We start from the raw sequence: 20,770 nt of genomic DNA on the forward strand, positions 1-20,770 counted from the left end.
AAGGAAGGTCAGCCCACGGGCTGGCCTTTTGCCGTTTAATTTTCGAAGTTTTTAGGGTTGAAATAATGATCAATTATGCAAAAAAAGGGGTCGTAGTTGCAGCTGCTGTTTTAACACTTAGTGGTTGTGGTGAAAGTAGCTCAAGTAGCACAGGCAGTGATTTTCAAGGTAGTGATAGCGGGCAAACTACTACGCCTGTGGTGACAGAGTTTGATGAAGCACAACTGGTTGCTAACTTAGTGGACAATGTAATAACACCTACGTTTGTTTTGTTTAATCAACAAGCACAACTACAAACGCAAGCAGTAGCCAATTACTGTCAAGCCGAATTGCAAAGCGTCCAAGAAAGCTCTGATGAGGCCATAGCGCTGCGTACTCAGGCACAACAAGCATGGCTTGATACCATGGCTGGTTGGCAACAAGCCGAGATGATGCAAATGGGGCCATTACTCGATAACTCTAGCCAATTGCGTAATCAAATATATTCTTGGCCTACGTTTAGCCGTTGTGGAATAGACCAAGATGTAGTGTATAACCAAGATGGCGTTATAAACCAAGATCAAAATCGCCCGTATGACATTAATGAAAGAACAGCAACTCGCCGTGGCTTATTTGCACTTCAGCATGTGTTGTTTAACGAGCAATTAGATCATCACTGTAGTGTTGCTAACGAGGCATTGGCAGATTGGAATAACCGCACAGATTTAGCGCGTCGCCAGGCCCGTTGTGAGTTTGCGGTGGTGGCAAGTGAAGATGTTTTAAATTCGTCAGCGCAATTATTACAAGCTTGGCAAGGTGATAATGGTTTTGCGAATGAATTAAAAAATACAGGGACGAGTGGGGCGCGTTTTAGCACAACTCATGAAGCGCTTAATCATATTAGCGATGCGTTGTTTTATATCGACACACTAGTAAAAGATAAAAAATTAGCAGAGCCAATTGGTATTTTTTCAAACTCATGTGGCACATCGGCGTGTCCGGAAGATGTAGAAAGTGTTGATGCTAAAAGCTCTTTAGACAATATACGTAACAATTTAACCGCATTTGAAGCATTAATAATAGGTAACTTAGCGGGCGAAAGCGCTGGTACTGGTTTTGATGACTTTTTAGATGCAGAGCAGGCAGAAGCCACCAAAGCACGCTTAGTTGATGGGATTGCAGCTCTTAAGGCTACCTTAAATAGTATCGACAGCTCGCTTAGCGAGCTGTTAATTGATAACGAGCAACAAGTGCGCGATATACATGGCGAGGTAAAAGTGCTTACTGATGAACTAAAAAATGATTTCATCAATGAGTTAGCACTTGAACTACCCACCACTTCTGCAGGCGACAACGACTAAGGGCAACAATGAAATACAATAAACTTACAATTGCACTGCTTATGGCCGTGAGTTGCCAAGCAGTGGCTGAGCAGCAAAGCGATTTAGAGCATATTCAAATTATTAGTCACAATGACAAGTTACGCACTGAGGCTGGATCTGCCACTTTAATTGGTGAAGCACAGCTTGAGCAATTTGAATTTGATGATATCCATCGTATTTTATCGCAGGTTCCTGGTGTAAATATACGTGAAGAAGACGGCTTTGGGCTAAGGCCAAATATAGGTTTTAGGGGCGTAACCCCAGAGCGTAGTAAAAAAATTACCATATTAGAGGATGGTGTTTTAATTGGCCCAGCGCCGTATTCGGCTCCCGCGGCTTATTATTTTCCGCTAACTACACGCATGACTGCGGTTGAGGTATTTAAAGGCCCTGCGGCTATACATTATGGCCCGCAAACGGTGGCAGGTACGCTTAATTTAGTGTCGCGTCAAGTGCCAGATGATGCCAGTGGTATGCTTGATATATCAGCAGGGTCTGATGGTTATAAAAAAGCGCACGCGTATTATGGTGACCGCCAAGGGCAATTTGGCTTTTTGGTTGAAGGGGTACACCTAGAAAGCGACGGCTTTAAAGAGCTTGATGGTGGCCAAGATACTGGTTTTGAAAAAGATGACCTATTAGTTAAATTAGATTACAAGCTTGACGGTGAGCAATATAAGCAACGTTTTGAGTTAAAACTAGCGTACTCAGATGAGCTTTCAAATGAGACTTATCTTGGTTTAACAGAGGATGATTATAATCAAAACCCATACCGTCGTTATGCTGCCAGTGGCCCTGCAAATATGGACACTAAGCATACACAGGTTATGTTTACTCACCAGTTAAGCACTGATAATTTTGCACTTACTACCCGAGCGTATCGTAATGACTTTGAACGGGCTTGGTTAAAGCTTAACTCGGTCACTAATAGCAGTGGCAGTTTGTCGGATATTTTAGCTGACCCAGCTCGCTTTGAGCGTGAATACATGGTTATTAGTGGCCAAGCTGATTCGGTTAAAAGTGGTGAAAGCAATTTGTTTTTAACTATGGGAACTAACGATAGGGCTTTTTTCTCGCAAGGTATTCAGTTTGATGGTGATTGGCAAGTGGCCGCGTTTGGGCTTGATCATTCTCTCTCATTTGGGGTTCGTTTTCATCAAGATGAAATAGAGCGTGACCACTTTGAAGACACCTACGCTATGGTTAACGCGGTTAACACCCGTACAGATACTGACAGTGTATTTACTACGCAAAATACCGAGTCTACCGATGCATGGTCTGTTTATATTGAAGACAAAGTGACGTTCGATAAGTTAACACTCGGTGTCGGCGTGCGCGGTGAGTTAATGGATATGTCGTATCAAAACGACTCGCCAGGCAAAGAGAACGATTGGCAAAATAAATCAAGCCGAATTTGGCTACCTGGCCTAAGCGGTTTTTATCAGTTATCTGAAAACGCAGGGTTATTATTTGGTGTACACCAAGGGTTTGTGCCATCAAGTCCATCGAGCCCAGTACGTGAAGGAGATGATGAATTTGAAAAAAGCGTTAACTATGAATTTGGTGGCCGTTATAACGATGGCAATCGCCAAATTGAGGTGGTTAGCTTTTTTAACGATTACTCAAACTTAGTTGAAAGCTGCGGACAATCAAATTGTGGTATTGAAAATGAATTTGATCGTGAGTTTAGCGGTGGAGAAGTGGATGTATGGGGTGTTGAGTCTCAATTTGCACAAACCTTCTCATTAAATGAAAGTATCGATATTCCTTTACGTTTAACTTATACCTACACGCAAAGCGAATTTAAAGAAGAGCTATTTAGTGAGTTTACGCAGTGGGGGCATATTCGCCCAGGCGATCACCTACCGTATTTACCTAATCATCAAGCTGCACTTAGTGTAGGGCTTGCGCATAACGATTGGTCTGTAGATGTATTAATAAAATACACTTCAGATATGCCAGAGGCTGCAGGCGTTGCCTATTCAGCGGGTGAAATCGGTAATACAACAGGTAACGACTTTGCATTACCTTTAGCAGGTGTTGATGTGCCATCAACCACGGTTGTTGATATTGCTGCACGTTATGAGCTTGATCAATATGGGCATATTTACGCTAAAGTAGATAACTTGTTTGACCAAGATAATATTGTTAGTCGTCGCCCGTATGGTGCGCGTCCGGGTAAGCCGCGTAGCGTAGCCGTGGGTTACAAATATCAATTTTAAGAGGTAAGTAATGCTCGAGACTTTATGGCAAACATTGTTGCAAACGCCTGATTATTTGTTTGATGCCAATAAACGCATTTTTATTGGCTATAGCATTGCGGCGTTAGTAATTGCTATGTTGCTGTATTTCTCGGGCCGGTCGCAACAAAAAAAGCGTACCTGGCGTGGGCTAGGGCGTTATTTATTTAGTAAGCGTATTTGGTTCAGTAAAAGCGCTAAGCTCGACTATCAATTATTAATTATGAATCGCTTACTCAAAGCCGCGTTGTGGGTGCCTATAGTGCTAACTATGGTACCTGTAGCAATTGGCGTAAGTGATGCGCTGCAATGGCTTTTTGGTGAGCGAGCTGTATGGCAGCTTCCTAGCTCTGTAGTGTTAGTTATTTTTACTGTTTTACTATTTATATTTGATGACTTAACTCGTTTTTTATTACATTTAGCCCTGCATAAAGTGCCGTTTTTATGGCATTTTCATAAAGTGCATCATAGTGCGTTAGTACTCACCCCAATGACTATTTATCGCAGTCACCCGTTTGAAAGCTATTTGTATGCATGCCGAATGGCATTAGCGCAAGGTTTTGTGGTGGGTGTATGTGTGTATTGTTTTGGCCGAAATTTAACAATGCTAGATATTTTTGGTGCTAATGTGTTTGTATTTGCTTTTAATGCGTTAGGCGCTAATTTACGCCACTCTCATGTGTGGTGGAGCTTTGGTAAAAAAATAGAAAATTGGTTTATTAGCCCAGCTCAACACCAAATACATCACAGTGATAACCCTAAGCACTTTGACCGTAACTTAGGCTCTGCTTTAGCCATTTGGGATAGAGCCTGTGGTACGCTAATAAAAGCACATCAAGTCGGTAAAATTACGGTGGGGGTTGGTAATAACGACCGTGGACACCGCAGTGTGTTAGATGCCTATTGGCGACCTATTTATGAGAGTTTACAAAATCCTTGGCAACGTGTGGTAAAAGCGACTAACAAGGTAAATGTTTTTAACAAAAAAAAGCCCATTATTGAGGTGAATATTAACGACAAAACAGTTAAATAGTACTCGATTACAAAAAATAAAGGGTTAAATTGTAAATTTTGTGTTTCAATAATCGTATCAAACTCGGTACATACTAACGTACCTTATTTTATTTACGATGACGATTTAACATGCATTACAAACCAGTTTTATTAGCAAGTTGTGCTTTATTGCTAAGCGCCTGTGGTGGTTCAGGCGGCGATGATACGCCCACCGTCAATTCAAATAAAGTGCCTACCTTGTCCGTATCCGATATTCCTAGCGAATTAACTAAAGGACAAACCATTGAGCTAATTGCAACAGCTAGCGATGAAGACGGCACTATAAGCAGCGTGGTTTGGCAGCAAACTGCTGGCTCAACCTTATTGAGTGAGCCATTAGAAGCGATAAGTACCCGCCTTACCATACCCGCAGCGCAAAGTTATAAGCCTATAACGTATTCATTTAACGTAACTGCCACTGACAATGAAGGGGCAACAAACACTCAAACTGTAACATTTGTAGCGAAAAACAGTATGGATATACACAGCGCTGCTAGGTTATTACACCAAGGAAGCATGGGCCCAACGCTTACTGAAATAAACAGTGCCCAAGGCTTAAGTGAGCAACAATGGCTCGATAACCAAATAGCACTGCCGATTAGCTACCACCGCAACTACCTTGTAAAGCTTGAAGATGACGAAGACTTTAAATATATAAGTCGTATAGATGCATGGTGGAAAGCGGTGCTACAAAGTGACGATCAGCTACGTCAACGCGTTGCATTTGCGCTAAGTGAAATATTGGTTGTGTCGGATGAAAATAGTGATTTACGTGCCCAACCAGAGGGTATGATCACCTACTACGATTTATTACTCAAACATGCGTTTGGCAATTTTAGAGAGTTATTGGAAGATGTAACGCTTTCGCCTGTTATGGGCACTTACCTAAGCCATTTAGGTAACGAAAAAGAAGACGAAGAACTCAATATTCGCCCGGATGAAAACTACGCCCGCGAGGTTATGCAATTATTTACTATAGGGCTTGATGAGTTAAACCTTGATGGCAGTGCTAAGTTAGATGCCAACGGCAATAGCATAGCAACTTACGGGCAGGCCCAAATACAGGGATTTGCGCGTGTATTTACAGGCTGGACATTTGCCGGCAGCGAAACCTTTAAACGCAAAAGTCGTGACTATATTAACCCGATGGAGCCGTTTGATGAATACCATTCGAGTAAAGAAAAAGTACTATTAAATAATGACGTTATTCCGCCTGGTTATGGGCCAGAGGAATCGCTAAAAATAGCGCTCGATAATTTATTTAATCACGATAACGTAGCGCCATTTATTTCCAAGCAGCTTATTCAGCGGTTAATTACCTCAAACCCTACAGCGCAGTATGTAGAGCGCGTTGCGCGTGTATTTAATGACAATGGAAGCGGTGTGCGAGGCGATTTAGCTGCGGTTGTTAAAGCGATTTATTTAGATGATGAAGCGCGTCATTTTGGTAGCGTATTAAGCTATCAAGGTAAAATTAAAGAACCGCTTTTAAAAACAGTGCAGTTTTGGCGAAACCTTAATACAAGGTCATTACAAGGTTATTATAAAACGTGGAACTTAGTCGATAACTACGGGCAAGGCCCAATGCAGTCTGCTTCAGTGTTTAACTTTTTTAGACCCGATTTTCAAAGTGCGGCTTTGCGCTCGCAAGGTTTGGTAGCGCCTGAGTTACAAATAGCCAACGACGCGACTTTAATAGGCACAATGAATGCTTTATTTGCAAGTTTGGTTTGGAGTACCGCCGAAGCTCATACCGATTTAAACCCCGCTGGAATTTATGTTTATGTACAAGGCGATATGGATTTTTTGGCGCAAAAAGGCATAAGCGCATTGATAGAGCAATATAATACCCTGTATTTTGCCGGCAACATGAGCGCTGACACTACACAAGCCTTGCTTGATTTAGATGCCTATTTTAACGAGGAGCAATACCGCGTAAGGGTATCGTATTTGTTATATATGATTGCTATTTCACCTGAATTTAACGTGCAGTATTAGGAGCGCATAATGAGCATTAATAGAAGGCAATTTTTATCATTATGTTTAAAAGGCGGGGTTTCGGCAGCGGCTTTAACCAGTTTGCAGCTACAAGCGCTAACGGGGGCAACTAATGCAATAGAACTCGGTGATTACAAAGCCCTAGTGTGTGTGTTTTTATACGGTGGAAACGACTCACTTAATATGCTGTTACCTCTTGAGGGAGAGCAGCGCAGTTTATACCAGCAAAGCAGGCAAAACCTCGCAGTCGAAAACCCGCTAGCGCTAAGTGTTAGCTCGCAATTTGCAGGAGGGGTGGGCATTCACCCTTCACTTGCGCCTTTACAAAGTGTGTTTGAGTCGGATGATTTAGCCTTTATTGGCGGTGTAGGCACTTTACTTACCCCCACCACATTAACAGACTACAAAAATAACGCGGTGCCTTTACCTAAGCATTTATTTTCGCACAACGATCAACAGGCATCGTGGATGTATGGGCGGGAAAAAGCGTCCTTAAACAGTGGGTGGGGCGCACGTATGCTAGAGCGATTAGCTGTGCATGACGAGTTTGCGGCCAATATTTCGCTCGATGGTACAAACTTGTGGCAAACAGGAATAAATACCAGTGCTTTTGCGCTTAACAAAAGTGGTATAAGTACTATTAACGCCTTTGGTGGTTACCAGCCGCGTACAGAGCACGTTACTAACATAATGAATCGTGTGTTAGGCAATGCAAACCATGTGCTAGGGCGTGAATATGCAAATGGTTTAAATAATGCAATTGCCAATACGCAAACTATGAACAGTGCGCTCGAACAAGCCCCCGAACTAACTACTTCTTTTAGTGATACCAGCTTGAGTGAGCAATTAGCTGCGGTAGCCAAAACAATTAGTGTGCAGTCGTCTTTGAGTACTCAGCGCCAAGTGTTTTTTGTCTCTATGGGTGGGTTTGACACTCACGATGATCAGCTTACGGCGCATCCTGTGTTGTTAAATATGTTGGCTCAAGGGCTCAGCGAGTTTAACAGTGCCATGAAAGAGCTAAACATGAATGATAAAGTAACCACATTTACTATGTCGGACTTTGGCCGCACGCTAACCTCAAACGGCGATGGCACCGATCACGGCTGGGCGGGAAACCAAATAGTAATGGGTGGCGCGGTAAAGGGACGTAATATTTATGGTGAGCTACTTACTCAGCAATTAGACGGGGCAAACGATACCGGAGGTGGGCGGCTAATTCCGCAAGTGGCTAACGAGCAGTACTTTGCAACGTTAGCGCAATGGTTTGGCGTACCTGTTTCAGAGTTGGTTGATATTTTTCCTAATTTAAGTAACTTTAACAGTGCAACATTAGATTTTTTTGTGTAATTAGTCACTAATAGTAATCTAAACAAAGTGATTAGCAGTATAGTGTACTCGTTTTACCCATTTAAAATTAAAGACCACACATAATAAGGGAATCATAATAATGAAAATTTTAGTGAGCTTAGTCAGCTTTATTGCTTTTTTACTCGTTTTACTGCCAGGGCCTTTATATAAGTATGGGGTTGTTGAACTAAGTACTGCGTTTGCAGGGTTTAGATTTGGTGTTTATGTGGGTGGCGCTGCATTGGTGCTGCTTGTTATACAGGTTATTTTTATGCGTAAAACGCTTAGCATGGGCAGCACTTTAATGGTACTTGTGTTTGCAGCTATTGCGATTGCAATGCCACTGAATATGATGAGCAAAGCTAAAAGCGTACCGGCGATTCATGATATTTCGACCGACTTAGTTAACCCGCCAAAATTTGTGGCCATTGTACCTTTGCGAGCGGATGCTAAAAACCCAGTCGATTACGCTGGAGAAGAGACTGCTACTGAGCAACGTAAAGCCTACCCAGAACTTAAAACGTTAAGTTACGCGCAGTCAAAAACAGATCTGCTAGCAGCCACTGAACAAGCCATTGCTAACTTAGGGTTTGAGCTTGTTAATGCAAATGCAGCAACCGGCATAGTCGAAGCGACCGATACAACAACCTGGTTTGGATTTAAAGATGATGTAGTGGTGCGTATAAATGACGAAGGCAGTCAGCGTTTTGTAGACATTCGTAGTAAATCTCGCGTAGGACGAAGCGATTTAGGAAAAAATGCTGAACGTATACATTCACTCATTGATGAGATAAATACGTTACTGGATAAGTAACCAACATTTAAGTTAAAAAAGCCCAACCTTGTTGGGCTTTTTTGGTCAGGGTGCATTCACAGCGCCAGCGTTAGTGTAAACCACATCAAAGTGCATACAGGTATTTTTAGAGGCAGCCTCCTTATTGGATTGGTTTTAAAATAAAGCACTTAAATAAGCTAAAAGGTATACGACTTAAATTTTTACAGACTATGGAGTTGTTATGAAAACAGTAGGATATGCAGCAAAAAGCGAAGGTGCGCAACTAGGTGAATATACTTTTGAGCGCCGCGATTTACGCGATAACGATGTAGAAATTGAAATATTATACTGTGGTGTATGCCACTCTGATTTACACGCCGTACGCAATGACTGGGGTGGCAGCCGTTACCCGTTAGTCCCTGGACACGAAATTGTAGGTAAAGTAAAAGCTATTGGTAGCGCTGTTAAAAACTATGCAAAAGGTGACACGGTAGCGGTGGGCTGCATGGTTGATTCATGCCAAAGCTGCAAACAGTGTGGTAACGGCGAAGAGCAATTTTGCCAAGAAGGCATGGTAGGCACATACGCAGGTAAAGATAGAGTAACCGGCGAGATGACCCAAGGTGGTTATTCTAAACATATTGTTGTTCGTGAAGAATTTGTACTATCAGTCCCTGAAAACTTAGAGCTTTCGCGCGTTGCCCCTTTATTATGTGCAGGTATCACTACTTACTCTCCATTACATAAGTGGGGGGTGACAAAAGGCAGCCGTGTTGCCGTTGTAGGGCTTGGTGGCTTAGGTCATATGGCTGTTAAAAATGCCGTAGCCATGGGCGCGAGTGTAACGGTGGTTGGGCGAAGTGAGTCTAAAAAAGATGACGCAGTAAAACTTGGCGCGCAGCATTATTTAGTGTCGACCGACGAAGAAGCAATGAAAGCGTCGCAGTCGGCTTTTGATATTATTATTGACACCGTACCTGTTAAGCACGATTTGTCTATTTACACACCCTTATTAGATATAGATGGCACATTGGTTATTGTTGGGCAGGTTGGCCCCGTAGAAGAGCTAAACACTGTGCCTCTTTTAATGGGTCGTCGGCGCATCACAGGCTCACTCATTGGTGGGATAGAAGAAACACAGCAAATGCTAGATTTTTGTGGCAAAAATAACGTACTGCCAGAGTGCGAAATGATTAATATTGACCAAATAAACACCGCGTATGAGCGAATGGAAAAATCAGACGTGCGCTATCGCTTTGTTATTGATATGGCGTCGTTAGAGGCCCAGTAAGGTGGGTGATTAAATACCCTTGTTAAAGTAAAAAGAGCGGCTAATTGTATTAGCCGCTCTTTTTATATGCTTAACACGTTTGTGCGGTGGGCTGTTGTTTATTAAGTTGTAAGTAGCTTAAAAACCACATTACTAAGCCGCCTAAAAACAACGCAGCTGCGACATAACCTGTTTGGTTAGGCGCTGCGCCTTGTGCAATAACAGCTCCGCCAACCCAAGGGCCGATAGCATTTGCGGTGTTAAATGCGCATTGTACTAATGCGCCAATCATTGCATGGCCCTCTGGGGCTACATCCATTAATAATGATTGAATAAGCGTTGCCAAACCAACACTGCAGCCAATAAAAAATATAACCACATATAGCATCCATATATTGTAACTTGCGCTAACGTAGGCAATTGCAAATACGATGGTGCACACCAGTGCAAGGCCAGTGGTTTTAATAGCCGATTTATCGGCCGCTTTACCTAATATGTAATTACCTAACGTACAACCAATACCAAACATCACCATGGCGATAGAAATAGTGTATGGGGCTGTTTTAGTTACATCTAAAATTGTATCGGCAATGTAAGTATAAATACAAAACACGCCGCCAAAGCCAATAATTACAATACCTAAAATAGACCACACCAGTTTATTTTTAAGTACGCCAAACTCGTTAAGTAAGTTAGATGGCTTAGCGTTATCAATATTTGGCACTACTTTGTATACAAATATAAACGCAATAAACGCTAAAATAGCTGCGCCCCCTAAGCAATAACGCCAGCTTAGATTTTGCCCCACCAAGGTAACAATAGGCACGCCAACAATGGTTGCAATGGTTAAGCCCATAAATACTTTTGACATAAAGCTTGCGCGCCTACCCGAAGGGGCAATATCGGAGGCAAGCAAAATAGCGGCGCCAAAGTAAGCACCGTGAGGTAAGCCACTTAAAAAGCGAAAAATAACAAGTTGCTCTAATGAGGTTGCTAATGCACTTAAACCATTAGAAATACACATTAAGCTTAAAAAAATCAGCAAAGCTTTACGTTTTCGCATATTAGCCGTTGTGAGCATTAATACCGGTGCGCCTACCACAACGCCAATCGCATAGGCGCTAATTGCATAGCCACTTTGCGAAGGAGTTGAGCCAAACGTTTCACTGATCAGCGGCAGCATAGGCATCATTGAAAATTCTGATAATCCTAAAATAAACGTACCTAGTGCTAACACTAATAAAATAGCTGCTTTATTTAACTGATTAGATGCCGACGCAACATCTGCACTCATAGAAGATCCTTTAACTTTGATTTTAAAAATAGTGAATAGCCACACATTAACCGTGTGGAGAGTAAACATATATTAGGTGTGGAGTGTGTCAGTGAGATGGCTATTTTAAGCTAAAAAGTGTACTGCGTCATGTATAAAAATAGCATTTTTGTCTTGTTTTACTTTTGTTAATCATTTAAAAATGCTACCTATTAGGTTAATTTATAAAAATTTTTTATAAAGCAGCAGACTAGCGAATTTTATTGCTCGCAGAAAAACTAAAAAGCACCTATATTTACAAAGCTATTACATTTCTAGCGAACTTACATATTATTTTTATATTTGTTTGTTATTGTCATCCTATTATTGTTTCCTGAAGGTTTAATGCATGTTTGGTTTACGAAAAGATAACGCTAAAGTTGAAGAATTGGAACGTCAACTCAATGAAAATAAATCAGTGCTATCAGCTATTTATAAGCATGTAGCGTATATTGAATTTACACCCGAGGGAAAAATTTTAGACGCTAATCAGCTTTTTTTAGATACAGTAGGGTATAAAAAAGAGCAGGTAATCGGTAAGCACCACAGAATGTTTTGTGATTCTGATTACGCTGAATCAAACGAATACACTCAGTTTTGGCAATCATTACAAGCTGCTAAATCCACTAATGGGACTTTTATGCGGTTTAAAGCAAATGGGGATAAACTGTGGTTAGAAGCGACTTACTTTCCTGTTGAAGTAAATGGGGTAGTTACTAAGGTTATTAAAATAGCGTCGGATATTACAAAAAGTTACGTACAGCGAAAATCGCAAGAAGCCCTCACTGAAGCGCTTGATAAAGCACTGGCAACCATAGAATTTAACCCTGATGGCACCATAATTAAAGCGAATAAAAACTTTTTATCTACAGTAGGTTACTCACTTGCACAAATAGTTGGGCAGCATCACAAAATGTTTTGTACTGACTCTTTTTATAAAAATAACCCTCGGTTTTGGGAGGAGTTAAGCGAAGGGCAGTTTAAATCGGGTAAGTTTCAACGCATAACCTCTGAAGGAGCTGAAATCTGGTTAGAAGCAACTTACAACCCAATTTTAGATGACAAAGGTAATGTGATAAAAATAGTGAAGTTCGCTTCTAATATTACCGAGCGCATAAAAGATAACGAAGCCGTTAGTGAGGCCGCACAAATTGCATATGAATCGGCGGTATCGAGTGCACAAACGGCTAAAAAGGGCTCATATATATTACATGATGCAATTGCAAACTCGGATGCAATTGTAAGCCAAGTACTTAAATCGGTTGATTTAATTAAAAACCTGAATGAACAGTCAGCAGTTATCGGATCTATTGTGTCGACCATAAGCAGTATTGCCGATCAAACCAATCTATTAGCGTTAAATGCAGCCATTGAAGCAGCACGAGCAGGCGAATATGGACGAGGCTTTGCCGTGGTAGCCGATGAAGTTAGGCAGCTTGCAGCAAGCACCAGCAGTTCAACCAACGAAATTGCAACCGTCGTTAAAAATAACCAAGAGCTGACTAACGATATTTCAAAACAAATTACCTCCGTGTCAGACTCCTCAGAGCAAGGCCGAGAGCTAATAGCGAAAGTGTCAGAAGTAATTCAAGAAATTGAACGTGGCGCAGATGCTGTCTCTGCAACAGTGTCTAAGCTTAACGTAGGTTAGGTTGCAGTAAATTCTCAAACTGCGACATTTTGTCGCGCTATAAACTTGTAACTACATTATATAATTTATGCCATATATAACAGTGGCATAAATTATAAATGGCTCATATTCAACATACTTATTTACTCTCTCCTTTAGCGCTATTAATTAGCGGCTTTTTATCGCCTATGGTGCTCGCTGATGATAACGACTTAGAAGTTATTGAAGTGCACGGGCATGCACAAAATAAACATTTATCACTTGGTACTTCAGAATCATTACTTAGTAGTTTAGGTGTTGATTTTTCGGCTGCAGGCGGGGCCTCCAACTTGCCTATTTTAAATGGCATGATGGGCGATAGGGTAAAAGTACTTGTTGATGGTGCGGATGTAACAGCAGCGTGCGCTAATCAGATGAACCCACCTCTTTCTTACGTATCAGCTAATCAAGTAACGGCTTATAGTGTCGTTGCTGGTGTCTCGCCAGTGAGTGCTGGTGGCGATAACATTGCCGGTGTAATAAACGTTAATTCAATTTCACCACAGTATAGTGAAAGTAGTGATTTAGCATGGCACTCAGGTTATATATCGGCTAAGTACAGCAGTGTTGATAACGGCCGAAAGCTAGGAGTGGGATCTCGTTTAGCAAGCGATACTTTGAGCCTTAATTACCAAGGCTCGTTTAGTGATGCAGATAGTTATGAAGATGGTAACGGCGATGTAGTACTAGATACGCTATATCGGGCGCAAAACCACAGCTTAACCGCAGCTATGCGCGACGATAAACAGCAATTAGTGATAAAGCTGACACATCAAAAAATACCGTATCAGGGGTTTGCAAATCAATACATGGATATGACTGATAACACCAGCTACGGTGCTATTGCCCAATATAAGCGCAGTTTTGAAAATAGCGAGTTTGAAGGGCAGGTTAACTGGCACAGCGTTAAACACAAAATGGGCTTTTTTAGTAAAGAAAAAACCGGCATGATGCCCATGAAAACAGATGCAAAAGACATAAGCACGCAGCTTAAATGGCGTCTTACACTTGATAAAAATAGCTCATTACTGCTTGGGCAGGAATATTATAACTACCGCATTGATGATTGGTGGCCGGCTATTGAAGGCTCAACCATGATGGGGCCAAATGACTATATAAATATTAATAATGGTAAGCGTGAACGCATTGCCCTATTTGCAGAATATGAAAGCCAAATTACTAAAAAGCTCTGGTTAAACACGGGAATTAGGGTTGAGCGTGTTAATACGCAAGTTGATGAAGTACAGGCCTATAACAACGGCATGAATATGATGGATATGGGCAGTATGAGCGCAATGACCACTGCCAATAATGCTGTAGCTGCAAATGACTTTAATAATGCCGATAGAGACAAAACCGACACCTTAGTTGATGTAAATATATTAGCTAATTACCAAATTACACTTTATGACGAGCTGCAAATAGGCCTTGCTCGCAAAAATCGCGCACCCAACTTATATGAGCGCTACAGCTGGGGTGTAAGTAATATGGCCACCACTATGATTGGCTGGTATGGCGATGTTAATGGTTATATTGGTAACACAGAGCTTGATGTAGAAACCGCCCATACTATTAGTGCAACGTATTCAAAAACAGCTAAAGATGATAATTGGCGAGTAAGTGCTAATGTGTGGTACACCGATGTAAGCGACTTCATTGACGCAAATAGTGTACGTAGTTTTAATAGTTATGGGTTAGCAAACACATCACGTAATATTTTGCAGTTTAGTAATGTTGACGCCACATTATATGGCGCAAAGCTTGATATAAGTAAGTCGCTTTACCAATCTAAGCCGTTTGGCGAGTGGGTATTAACAGCAAACGTTACAAGTACCCGTGGTAAGCGCGACGACACTAACCAACCGCTATATCAAATTAAGCCATTGCATACTGCGCTCTCATTAAGCCAGCAAATAGGATTATTTGAAAATGCGCTGTCGTGGGAGTGGGTAGATACAAAATCACGCGTTGACTTTAACCGCCTTGAAAACCAAACGCACAGCTATAATTTAGTGAATTTAAGCTCTAAAGCCACCTTTAATGCATTAACGCTAAGTGCTGAAGTAACTAACTTATTTGATGAGTTTTACGAGTTACCATTAGGGGGAGTAAACATTGCTGCACTAAAACAAAACAACAGCGTGGGCTTTACCCAATTAGCTGGGCAGGGGCGCTCATTTAATATCAGTGCAAGTTATGTTTTTAGGCACATATAATAATTATTGAGCAGTTAAGCCACCATGTGTTGTGGCTTAACGCTAAATATTAATCAGCAGTCGTATTTTGCTCATCGGCGGCACAAAGAGATTGCTCTGCTTCTAAAGCTCGTTTTTCGCGCTCGGCTTTAGATACATACGCTGGTTTATTACTTTTATGTAATTTAGCATTAGCACGTTTATCTTTTTTCTGAAATTTAGTGACGATTTTTTTACGGCGATTCATTAGTACTAATACTCTGATAAATTTAAGCCGCGCATTATACAACCAATGCGATTAAAGCCGCCATATAAATTTAAAGCACGATCATTGTAATCCTGTCGCAAAGTGCTATTGAATATTATGCTGCAGCGCTATAATTTGGCCTTTATTTAGTCATACAATGGGATACGTTTTGAAAAAGTTAGTTTTGCTTTGCAGTGCTTTATTTGCCTTTAATACTCACGCGCAATTACATGAAAATATTGATAGTGTTGCCGATTACGCAGTAAACACCTACCAGAAAGCTCAAGTACATACGCTAACTAACTTAGTGGCTTTTCCCACGGTAAATAAAGACTCAATACCCGCACCACAAAACCCAGACTTTATTAATTTTAAATCGGTATTAAAAATGAAAGCCGCAGAGCTTGGGTTTGATTACCAAGACCTAGGTTATACCGTGCTTATTGGCATGGGTAAACAAGCAGATAAAGTAACAGTAGTAACGCATGGCGATGTACAGCCAGCTAACGCGAGTAAGTGGAAGCAAAGCCCATTTATTATTGATACCTCAGAGCCTGGCAAATTAGTAGGGCGCGGCACAGAAGACGACAAAGGCGCTATAGCTACTGCGCTTTACGCCATGAAAGCCATAAAGGATAAAGGCATAGAGCTTGATAACCGCATAGAGTTGATGATTTACCTAGCTGAGGAATCTGACTGGGGCCCACTTACTGAATTTATGAAAACTTACGAGCAGCCAAAATACGCCGTAACCATTGATGCATCATACCCAGTTGTCGTGGCCGAAAAAGGCTGGAGCTTAATTGCCCCTACGTTTAATGCTACCTCAAAACAAACCGGTGTGTATGTAAGTGATGTTGCAGGTGGCGCGTTTAAAAGCCAAATACCAGAAGATGCAAGCTTAGTACTGCACAATGCAAGCGAGAGCTTAGTTGATTCATTAAAAGCTAAAGCTAAAACGCTTAGCGACGTTGAGTTTAGTTTTAAAGAGCAAGATGAAGGCTTAAAAATAACTGTAAAAGGCATGTCTGCGCATTCATCAGAGCCAGAGTCGGGCGTAAATGCTATTGCACACCTGAGTGAGTTATTTAAAGACATTGCACTTGAAAACAATAGCGATGGCCAGCTTATAAAATTTGTAAACCAGTTAATTGGCTTAGATATTCATGGTAAGCAATTTGGTGATATTGCCTACGAGCACGAATTTATGGGCCCAATGAGCGTAGCCCCTACTGTAATTGAACGCGATGGTAACGCACTAACATTAGCCATTAATGCCCGCCGCCCAGTAGGTAAAGATGAAAGCGTACTTAAACAACAAATTAATAGCGCTATCAATGAATGGGAAACTGCAAATAAGGTAACGCTTACTGAAGTTGAAACCATTATTGGTACACCTATGCTGTTAGATAACGCACCGCACGCACAAAAGCTGCTCGATATTTTTAAACATTTTACAGGTGACCAAAAAGCTGACTTTGTATCCATTGGCGGCGGCACTAACGCAAAACTATTTGATAATGCCGTATCGTTTGGCCCTTCAATGCCGGGTAAACGTTATACAGGCCACTCAGAGCATGAATTTATCACGCTTGAGCAATTGGAGCTTAATTTACGTATGTATACCGCAATGATGATAGAGCTAGGTAATATGTAAGCTATAACTGTTTTAATATAAAAGCCGCCTTGTTTAACTGAAGTGACTTCAGCAAGGCGGCTTTTTTTGTGTTTATTAAAACTGAGCTACAAAACTAAGGTTGTATATGTCATAGTTATTTTTATCAGTGTAATTAGCGCTAAAATAGTAGCTATCGTTAATAAAGTATTTACCCTCAACAACTAAATCTGAGTCGTATAAACCAACGCCGACTGCGACATGTTTATTAAAGTAATAATTTGCCAGCACATTAAAAAAAGGGTCATCACCAGTATTTAGGTAGTCAATATTTATAGTAACGTAGCTTTCATCGTAAAGGTGAGCAAAGTAACGTGATGATAAGTCCCACGACTCTATTTCATCATGAGTCTCAACAGTAAAACCAATGTAGTCGGTGTCATTAATTTGGTGATTATATTGCGCTTTAAATAAATAAACTGTATCACCATATTCGTAATCTAGCATACCTGCAGATACTTTTAACGAATCAGCAAATAAGTAACCTATGCCAAGTGAATAGGTATCGGTATCGCCAATATTAGGCAGCTCTAAGGTTGCAAAAGCGTTACCGTAAAAGCCTTCTCCAAAAATCCCTTTTTTGCTATAACCATCTGAATTAAAGTAATTTTAGCCTATATTACTATCTGTATCTAGGTAGCCATAATCATCCCACACTCCCGAGCTTTGTTGCTCTTCAAAATAATAATGAGTAGATAATCCGTACACATTATCGCTGTAATAGCGTGAATCAATTTTTGCGTAGTTGATTGTATTAAACCATTGCTTTGATGCTGATTGTTCAGCGTTTACTGACGCTGCACAGCTAAGTGCAAGCAAAGAAAGTGGTATTAAATAGCGCATAAGTATCCTTTCTTATAAAGTTAATTGGTTGTATCCGTAAAGGGTATTATATTTAAAATAAGTGAAAACACATCCTATTAATTGTAAGTAACTGTATGTTTATATAAGTAAATGTAAGAATAAACGAAACTTAAGAGCTCTCATTAAGTAGTTCAGTAAAATGTAATAACCTGACTAACGTCATATCAACTGATGACAAGTAGCACCTTTCAGGCTTAAAAATTAGGGCAATAATAACCCTACATTTTAAGAGGAGAGCAAACATGAATACATCAACATTTTTTGATAACTTAAAACAATACCTTGTAGTTTTAATCTTTTTTACTGTGGTTAATTTAATCACATCGCCCAATTATTTATGGGTAGTGTGGCCTGCTTTAGGGATGGGTATAGCACTGCTAAATGATTTATTGGACTTAAATAACGCTAAAAGAAGTAGTTAATGAATGTTAATTAAGCCAAGTAATAATTTACTTGGCTTAAACTTCATCATTTTATAGTTTGTGTATCAGCCATTTATGAGGCGCGCTCGAGCGTTGCGTCTAGTGAGATTTTGGTATTAAGCAGCTTTGAAATAGGACAGCTTTTTTTCGTTTGCTCACACAAAGCCTGAAATTGCTCGTTAGCAATATCTTTAATACGTGCATTTACTTCAAGCGCTATATGCGTGACTGCAAAGCCGTCATCAACCTCATCAAGGCTTACGGTGGCTTTGGTATCAATTTTATCGGCTGTGAAACCGGCGTCACCTAATGCAAGCGACAGCGCCATGCTAAAACAGGCACTGTGCGCCGCACCTACTAGCTCCTCAGGGTTTGACCCTGGCTCATCTTCAAAGCGGGTATTAAAGCCATACGGTTGTTTATCAAGTGCGCCACTTTGCGTAGAAATACTGCCTTTACCTGTTTTAATATCGCCTGACCAGGTTGAGTTTGCCGTTTTTTTAATCGTCATCGTCTTCTCCTTGCGTTGTATGTAAGCTTTTCAGGATGAGTAAGTGCTATTTACATAAAACACCTAAATACAGCCTTAAAAGCTGAGTTATTCATATCATTGCAAAATAGACGCCAGCTAATTCACGCATAGCATAAAGGGTTAATTCCTTTTATTTCGCTTGCAGCGCTCTGAGCAGTAAATAACGTTATCCCAATCACGTTGCCATTTTTTACGCCACGCAAATGGCTTGTTGCAAACAGGGCATATTTTTTGTGGCAGGTTTAACTTTTTATGCGCCATGTTAATGCCTCTTTGCTTTTTGTTTTACTGTGCGAGTAAGCCCCACATGCCTTTTTAATATGCTAGGGATCGCGCGCTTAACATCATCGCGCTCGCGATATTGCCATAAACGTTCGCGCGCTTGCTTAGAGGCATCGGTTAAATCAAGCATGGGCTCGGGGTAATCTTCTCCTAATTTAAAGTCGTTAAACAGCGCTTCCATGGGTGTTTGTTGCCACGGTTCGTGTAAATATTCTATTGGTAGCTTTTCAAGTTCGGGACACCACTTTTTAATAAAAATGCCGGTTGGATCTTGCTCTTCAGATTGCTTAATTGGGTTGTAATGTCTAATGGTGTTAATACCCGTAACTGAGGCCTGCATTTGTATTTGCGGGTAATGAATACCCGGTTCAAAGTCTAAAAAGTAATTTGCCAGAGGTAAGCTTGCCTGCTGCCAACTTATATTTAAATGGTGCGTTACAAAGCTAACCAACATAGCGCGCATTCTAAAATTAATATAACCCGTGGCTTTTAAACAGCGCATGCAGGCATCAATAATAGGGATACCCGTTTGGCCTTGCGCCCAACGCGCAATATCGCGTTCTACATGCTCATCGGTACGATACGGAAATACATGATAACCTGGGTTTAATGCTTTAAATTCCATAGTGCATTCACTTTCAAACTTTTGCATAAAGTGGCAATGCCAGTGCAGGCGCGATACAAAAGCAGCGAGCGGACGCTTCCAGCCTTTTTTATCAGGGTGTTTAGAATGGTATTCATCAATTGCCATTTGGTATACCTGTTTAAGGCTAATATTACCCCACGCTAAATAAGGTGAAAGCCTAGAGCAATGAATACGGCTTAAACTGGGGCTAGATATGCCTTTTTGATATCCCTTGCCGCGCTCAGTAAAAAAATTGTGCAATATACTATGGGCGTGTAATGGCCCACCTAATTGAAAGTTGTCATCATTTTGCGTATAGCTAGCGGGCAATTTTGGGGGTTGGTAGTTATTAAGTGTAATGGTTTTTATGTTTTTCCAATTAGGTATAGCGATAGGGGCCTGCATTGTTTGTTGCCAGCGTGCGTTCCAGTCTTTTCGGTTTTTTTTACCACGAATAACAGCGCCAGTCTGTGACTCAAGCCAATTAATTTTACTAGTTTTACACCATGTAGCTACGGCTTTATCGCGGTCAAAGGTATTGTTTAAGCCAATTTCTTGATGGCTAAATATGTTTTCTATTTGGTATGTTTGGCTAAGCGTGTTTAACAGTGTCAGCATGTCTTGGTTAAAAATATACAGCGTGGCCTTGTAGCGAGCTAGCTGCTGATTTATTTCACATATTGATTGATAAACAAATCGCCAATGTCGCTCGTTATAGTGCGGGTCTTCAAGCATAAGTGGCTCAAAATTATAGAGCAGTAATGTGGGTAAACCATTATTAAATGCATTTTTAAGTGGTTGATGGTCGCTAAGGCGTAAATCGCGTTTAAACCACACTATGTTTATTTTTTCGCGCATATTTAAAAAAGTGGCTGCAGTTATGAAATACTGTACGCTATA

18 protein-coding genes are annotated in these 20,770 nt (G+C 40.9%); 11 read left to right on the plus strand and 7 right to left on the minus strand.

Annotation, left to right across the window (positions count from 1 at the left end; translation table 11 throughout):
* Positions 1 to 65 precede the first annotated feature (65 nt).
* The 7 genes from QUE46_RS04650 to QUE46_RS04680 all read left to right on the plus strand — a co-directional run bounded on the left by QUE46_RS04650 (position 66) and on the right by QUE46_RS04680 (position 10,068).
* The gene (locus tag QUE46_RS04650) at positions 66 to 1,340 is read left to right on the plus strand and encodes an imelysin family protein (protein ID WP_286246412.1); all 1,275 of its coding nucleotides are present in this window, start codon (positions 66 to 68) and stop codon (positions 1,338 to 1,340) included.
* Positions 1,341 to 1,348: 8 nt separating this feature from the next.
* The gene (locus QUE46_RS04655) at positions 1,349 to 3,583 is read left to right on the plus strand and encodes a TonB-dependent receptor domain-containing protein (protein WP_286246413.1); all 2,235 of its coding nucleotides are present in this window, start codon (positions 1,349 to 1,351) and stop codon (positions 3,581 to 3,583) included.
* 10 nt (positions 3,584 to 3,593) lie between these two features.
* Positions 3,594 to 4,634, plus strand: coding sequence for a sterol desaturase family protein (locus tag QUE46_RS04660; protein WP_286246414.1), 1,041 nt, complete (start codon positions 3,594 to 3,596; stop codon positions 4,632 to 4,634).
* A gap of 110 nt (positions 4,635 to 4,744) precedes the next feature.
* Entirely contained in the window at positions 4,745 to 6,652 is a 1,908-nt protein-coding gene (locus QUE46_RS04665; RefSeq protein ID WP_286246415.1) for a DUF1800 family protein, read from the plus strand.
* A 9-nt stretch (positions 6,653 to 6,661) separates the two neighbouring features.
* Positions 6,662 to 8,002, plus strand: a complete 1,341-nt coding sequence (locus QUE46_RS04670) for a DUF1501 domain-containing protein (RefSeq protein ID WP_286246416.1) — start codon at positions 6,662 to 6,664, stop codon at positions 8,000 to 8,002.
* A gap of 100 nt (positions 8,003 to 8,102) precedes the next feature.
* A complete protein-coding gene (locus QUE46_RS04675; protein WP_286246417.1) occupies positions 8,103 to 8,816 on the plus strand; it encodes a DUF1499 domain-containing protein in 714 nt (237 codons plus the stop codon).
* 202 nt (positions 8,817 to 9,018) lie between these two features.
* Positions 9,019 to 10,068: an NAD(P)-dependent alcohol dehydrogenase gene (locus QUE46_RS04680; RefSeq protein WP_286246418.1), complete on the plus strand. Its 1,050-nt coding sequence runs from the start codon at positions 9,019 to 9,021 to the stop codon at positions 10,066 to 10,068.
* 70 nt (positions 10,069 to 10,138) lie between these two features.
* Here the strand turns inward: QUE46_RS04680 and QUE46_RS04685 are convergent, their stop codons facing one another.
* Entirely contained in the window at positions 10,139 to 11,341 is a 1,203-nt protein-coding gene (locus QUE46_RS04685; protein ID WP_286246419.1) for an MFS transporter, read from the minus strand.
* Positions 11,342 to 11,708: 367 nt separating this feature from the next.
* Between QUE46_RS04685 and QUE46_RS04690 the strand changes: the two genes are divergently transcribed.
* A complete protein-coding gene (locus QUE46_RS04690) occupies positions 11,709 to 13,010 on the plus strand; it encodes a PAS domain-containing methyl-accepting chemotaxis protein (protein ID WP_286246420.1) in 1,302 nt (433 codons plus the stop codon).
* Positions 13,011 to 13,108: 98 nt separating this feature from the next.
* Complete coding sequence (locus QUE46_RS04695; RefSeq protein WP_286246421.1) at positions 13,109 to 15,244, plus strand: TonB-dependent receptor; 2,136 nt, start codon at positions 13,109 to 13,111, stop codon at positions 15,242 to 15,244.
* A 49-nt stretch (positions 15,245 to 15,293) separates the two neighbouring features.
* Here QUE46_RS04695 and QUE46_RS04700 read toward each other — a convergent pair whose 3' ends face one another.
* A complete protein-coding gene (locus tag QUE46_RS04700; protein WP_286246422.1) occupies positions 15,294 to 15,470 on the minus strand; it encodes a DUF2986 domain-containing protein in 177 nt (58 codons plus the stop codon).
* 169 nt (positions 15,471 to 15,639) lie between these two features.
* Here QUE46_RS04700 and QUE46_RS04705 point away from each other — a divergent pair, with 169 nt between their 5' ends.
* Positions 15,640 to 17,127, plus strand: a complete 1,488-nt coding sequence (locus tag QUE46_RS04705) for a dipeptidase (RefSeq protein ID WP_286246423.1) — start codon at positions 15,640 to 15,642, stop codon at positions 17,125 to 17,127.
* A 75-nt stretch (positions 17,128 to 17,202) separates the two neighbouring features.
* Here the strand turns inward: QUE46_RS04705 and QUE46_RS04710 are convergent, their stop codons facing one another.
* Positions 17,203 to 17,718: a putative porin gene (locus QUE46_RS04710; RefSeq protein ID WP_374761397.1), complete on the minus strand. Its 516-nt coding sequence runs from the start codon at positions 17,716 to 17,718 to the stop codon at positions 17,203 to 17,205.
* Between the two features lie 36 nt (positions 17,719 to 17,754).
* Positions 17,755 to 17,988 carry a hypothetical protein gene (locus QUE46_RS04715; protein WP_286246424.1) on the minus strand — a complete coding sequence of 78 codons (234 nt, stop codon included), beginning with the start codon at positions 17,986 to 17,988 and terminating at the stop codon, positions 17,755 to 17,757.
* Between the two features lie 263 nt (positions 17,989 to 18,251).
* On the opposite strand from QUE46_RS04715, the gene QUE46_RS04720 reads away from it, so the two are divergent.
* Complete coding sequence (locus tag QUE46_RS04720; protein ID WP_286246425.1) at positions 18,252 to 18,431, plus strand: 2TM domain-containing protein; 180 nt, start codon at positions 18,252 to 18,254, stop codon at positions 18,429 to 18,431.
* A gap of 73 nt (positions 18,432 to 18,504) precedes the next feature.
* On the opposite strand, the gene QUE46_RS04725 is transcribed toward QUE46_RS04720, so the two are convergent.
* The 3 genes from QUE46_RS04725 to QUE46_RS04735 all read right to left on the minus strand — a co-directional run bounded on the left by QUE46_RS04725 (position 18,505) and on the right by QUE46_RS04735 (position 20,728).
* Complete coding sequence (locus QUE46_RS04725) at positions 18,505 to 18,942, minus strand: OsmC family protein (RefSeq protein WP_286246426.1); 438 nt, start codon at positions 18,940 to 18,942, stop codon at positions 18,505 to 18,507.
* A gap of 141 nt (positions 18,943 to 19,083) precedes the next feature.
* On the minus strand, positions 19,084 to 19,224 hold the full coding sequence (locus QUE46_RS04730) for a DUF2256 domain-containing protein (protein WP_286246427.1): 141 nt from the start codon (positions 19,222 to 19,224) through the stop codon (positions 19,084 to 19,086).
* A 1-nt stretch (position 19,225) separates the two neighbouring features.
* Positions 19,226 to 20,728: a cryptochrome/deoxyribodipyrimidine photo-lyase family protein gene (locus QUE46_RS04735; RefSeq protein WP_286246428.1), complete on the minus strand. Its 1,503-nt coding sequence runs from the start codon at positions 20,726 to 20,728 to the stop codon at positions 19,226 to 19,228.
* Positions 20,729 to 20,770: the final 42 nt, after the last annotated feature.

It is taken from the genome of Pseudoalteromonas sp. MM1 (assembly GCF_030296835.1).
In the GTDB taxonomy this organism is placed as follows: domain Bacteria; phylum Pseudomonadota; class Gammaproteobacteria; order Enterobacterales; family Alteromonadaceae; genus Pseudoalteromonas.

Bases quoted from the DNA above. Each gene is read 5' to 3' on its own strand.
- QUE46_RS04650 (WP_286246412.1), top strand. From the start codon at position 66: ATGATCAATTATGCAAAAAAAGGGGTCGTAGTTGCAGCTGCTGTTTTA.
- QUE46_RS04700 (WP_286246422.1), bottom strand. From the start codon at position 15,470: ATGAATCGCCGTAAAAAAATCGTCACTAAATTTCAGAAAAAAGATAAA.
- QUE46_RS04680 (WP_286246418.1), top strand. From the start codon at position 9,019: ATGAAAACAGTAGGATATGCAGCAAAAAGCGAAGGTGCGCAACTAGGT.
- QUE46_RS04720 (WP_286246425.1), top strand. From the start codon at position 18,252: ATGAATACATCAACATTTTTTGATAACTTAAAACAATACCTTGTAGTT.
- QUE46_RS04725 (WP_286246426.1), bottom strand. From the start codon at position 18,942: ATGACGATTAAAAAAACGGCAAACTCAACCTGGTCAGGCGATATTAAA.
- QUE46_RS04670 (WP_286246416.1), top strand. From the start codon at position 6,662: ATGAGCATTAATAGAAGGCAATTTTTATCATTATGTTTAAAAGGCGGG.
- QUE46_RS04655 (WP_286246413.1), top strand. From the start codon at position 1,349: ATGAAATACAATAAACTTACAATTGCACTGCTTATGGCCGTGAGTTGC.
- QUE46_RS04660 (WP_286246414.1), top strand. From the start codon at position 3,594: ATGCTCGAGACTTTATGGCAAACATTGTTGCAAACGCCTGATTATTTG.
- QUE46_RS04665 (WP_286246415.1), top strand. From the start codon at position 4,745: ATGCATTACAAACCAGTTTTATTAGCAAGTTGTGCTTTATTGCTAAGC.
- QUE46_RS04690 (WP_286246420.1), top strand. From the start codon at position 11,709: ATGTTTGGTTTACGAAAAGATAACGCTAAAGTTGAAGAATTGGAACGT.
- QUE46_RS04695 (WP_286246421.1), top strand. From the start codon at position 13,109: ATGGCTCATATTCAACATACTTATTTACTCTCTCCTTTAGCGCTATTA.
- QUE46_RS04730 (WP_286246427.1), bottom strand. From the start codon at position 19,224: ATGGCGCATAAAAAGTTAAACCTGCCACAAAAAATATGCCCTGTTTGC.
- QUE46_RS04685 (WP_286246419.1), bottom strand. From the start codon at position 11,341: ATGAGTGCAGATGTTGCGTCGGCATCTAATCAGTTAAATAAAGCAGCT.
- QUE46_RS04715 (WP_286246424.1), bottom strand. From the start codon at position 17,988: ATGCGCTATTTAATACCACTTTCTTTGCTTGCACTTAGCTGTGCAGCG.
- QUE46_RS04735 (WP_286246428.1), bottom strand. From the start codon at position 20,728: ATGCGCGAAAAAATAAACATAGTGTGGTTTAAACGCGATTTACGCCTT.
- QUE46_RS04675 (WP_286246417.1), top strand. From the start codon at position 8,103: ATGAAAATTTTAGTGAGCTTAGTCAGCTTTATTGCTTTTTTACTCGTT.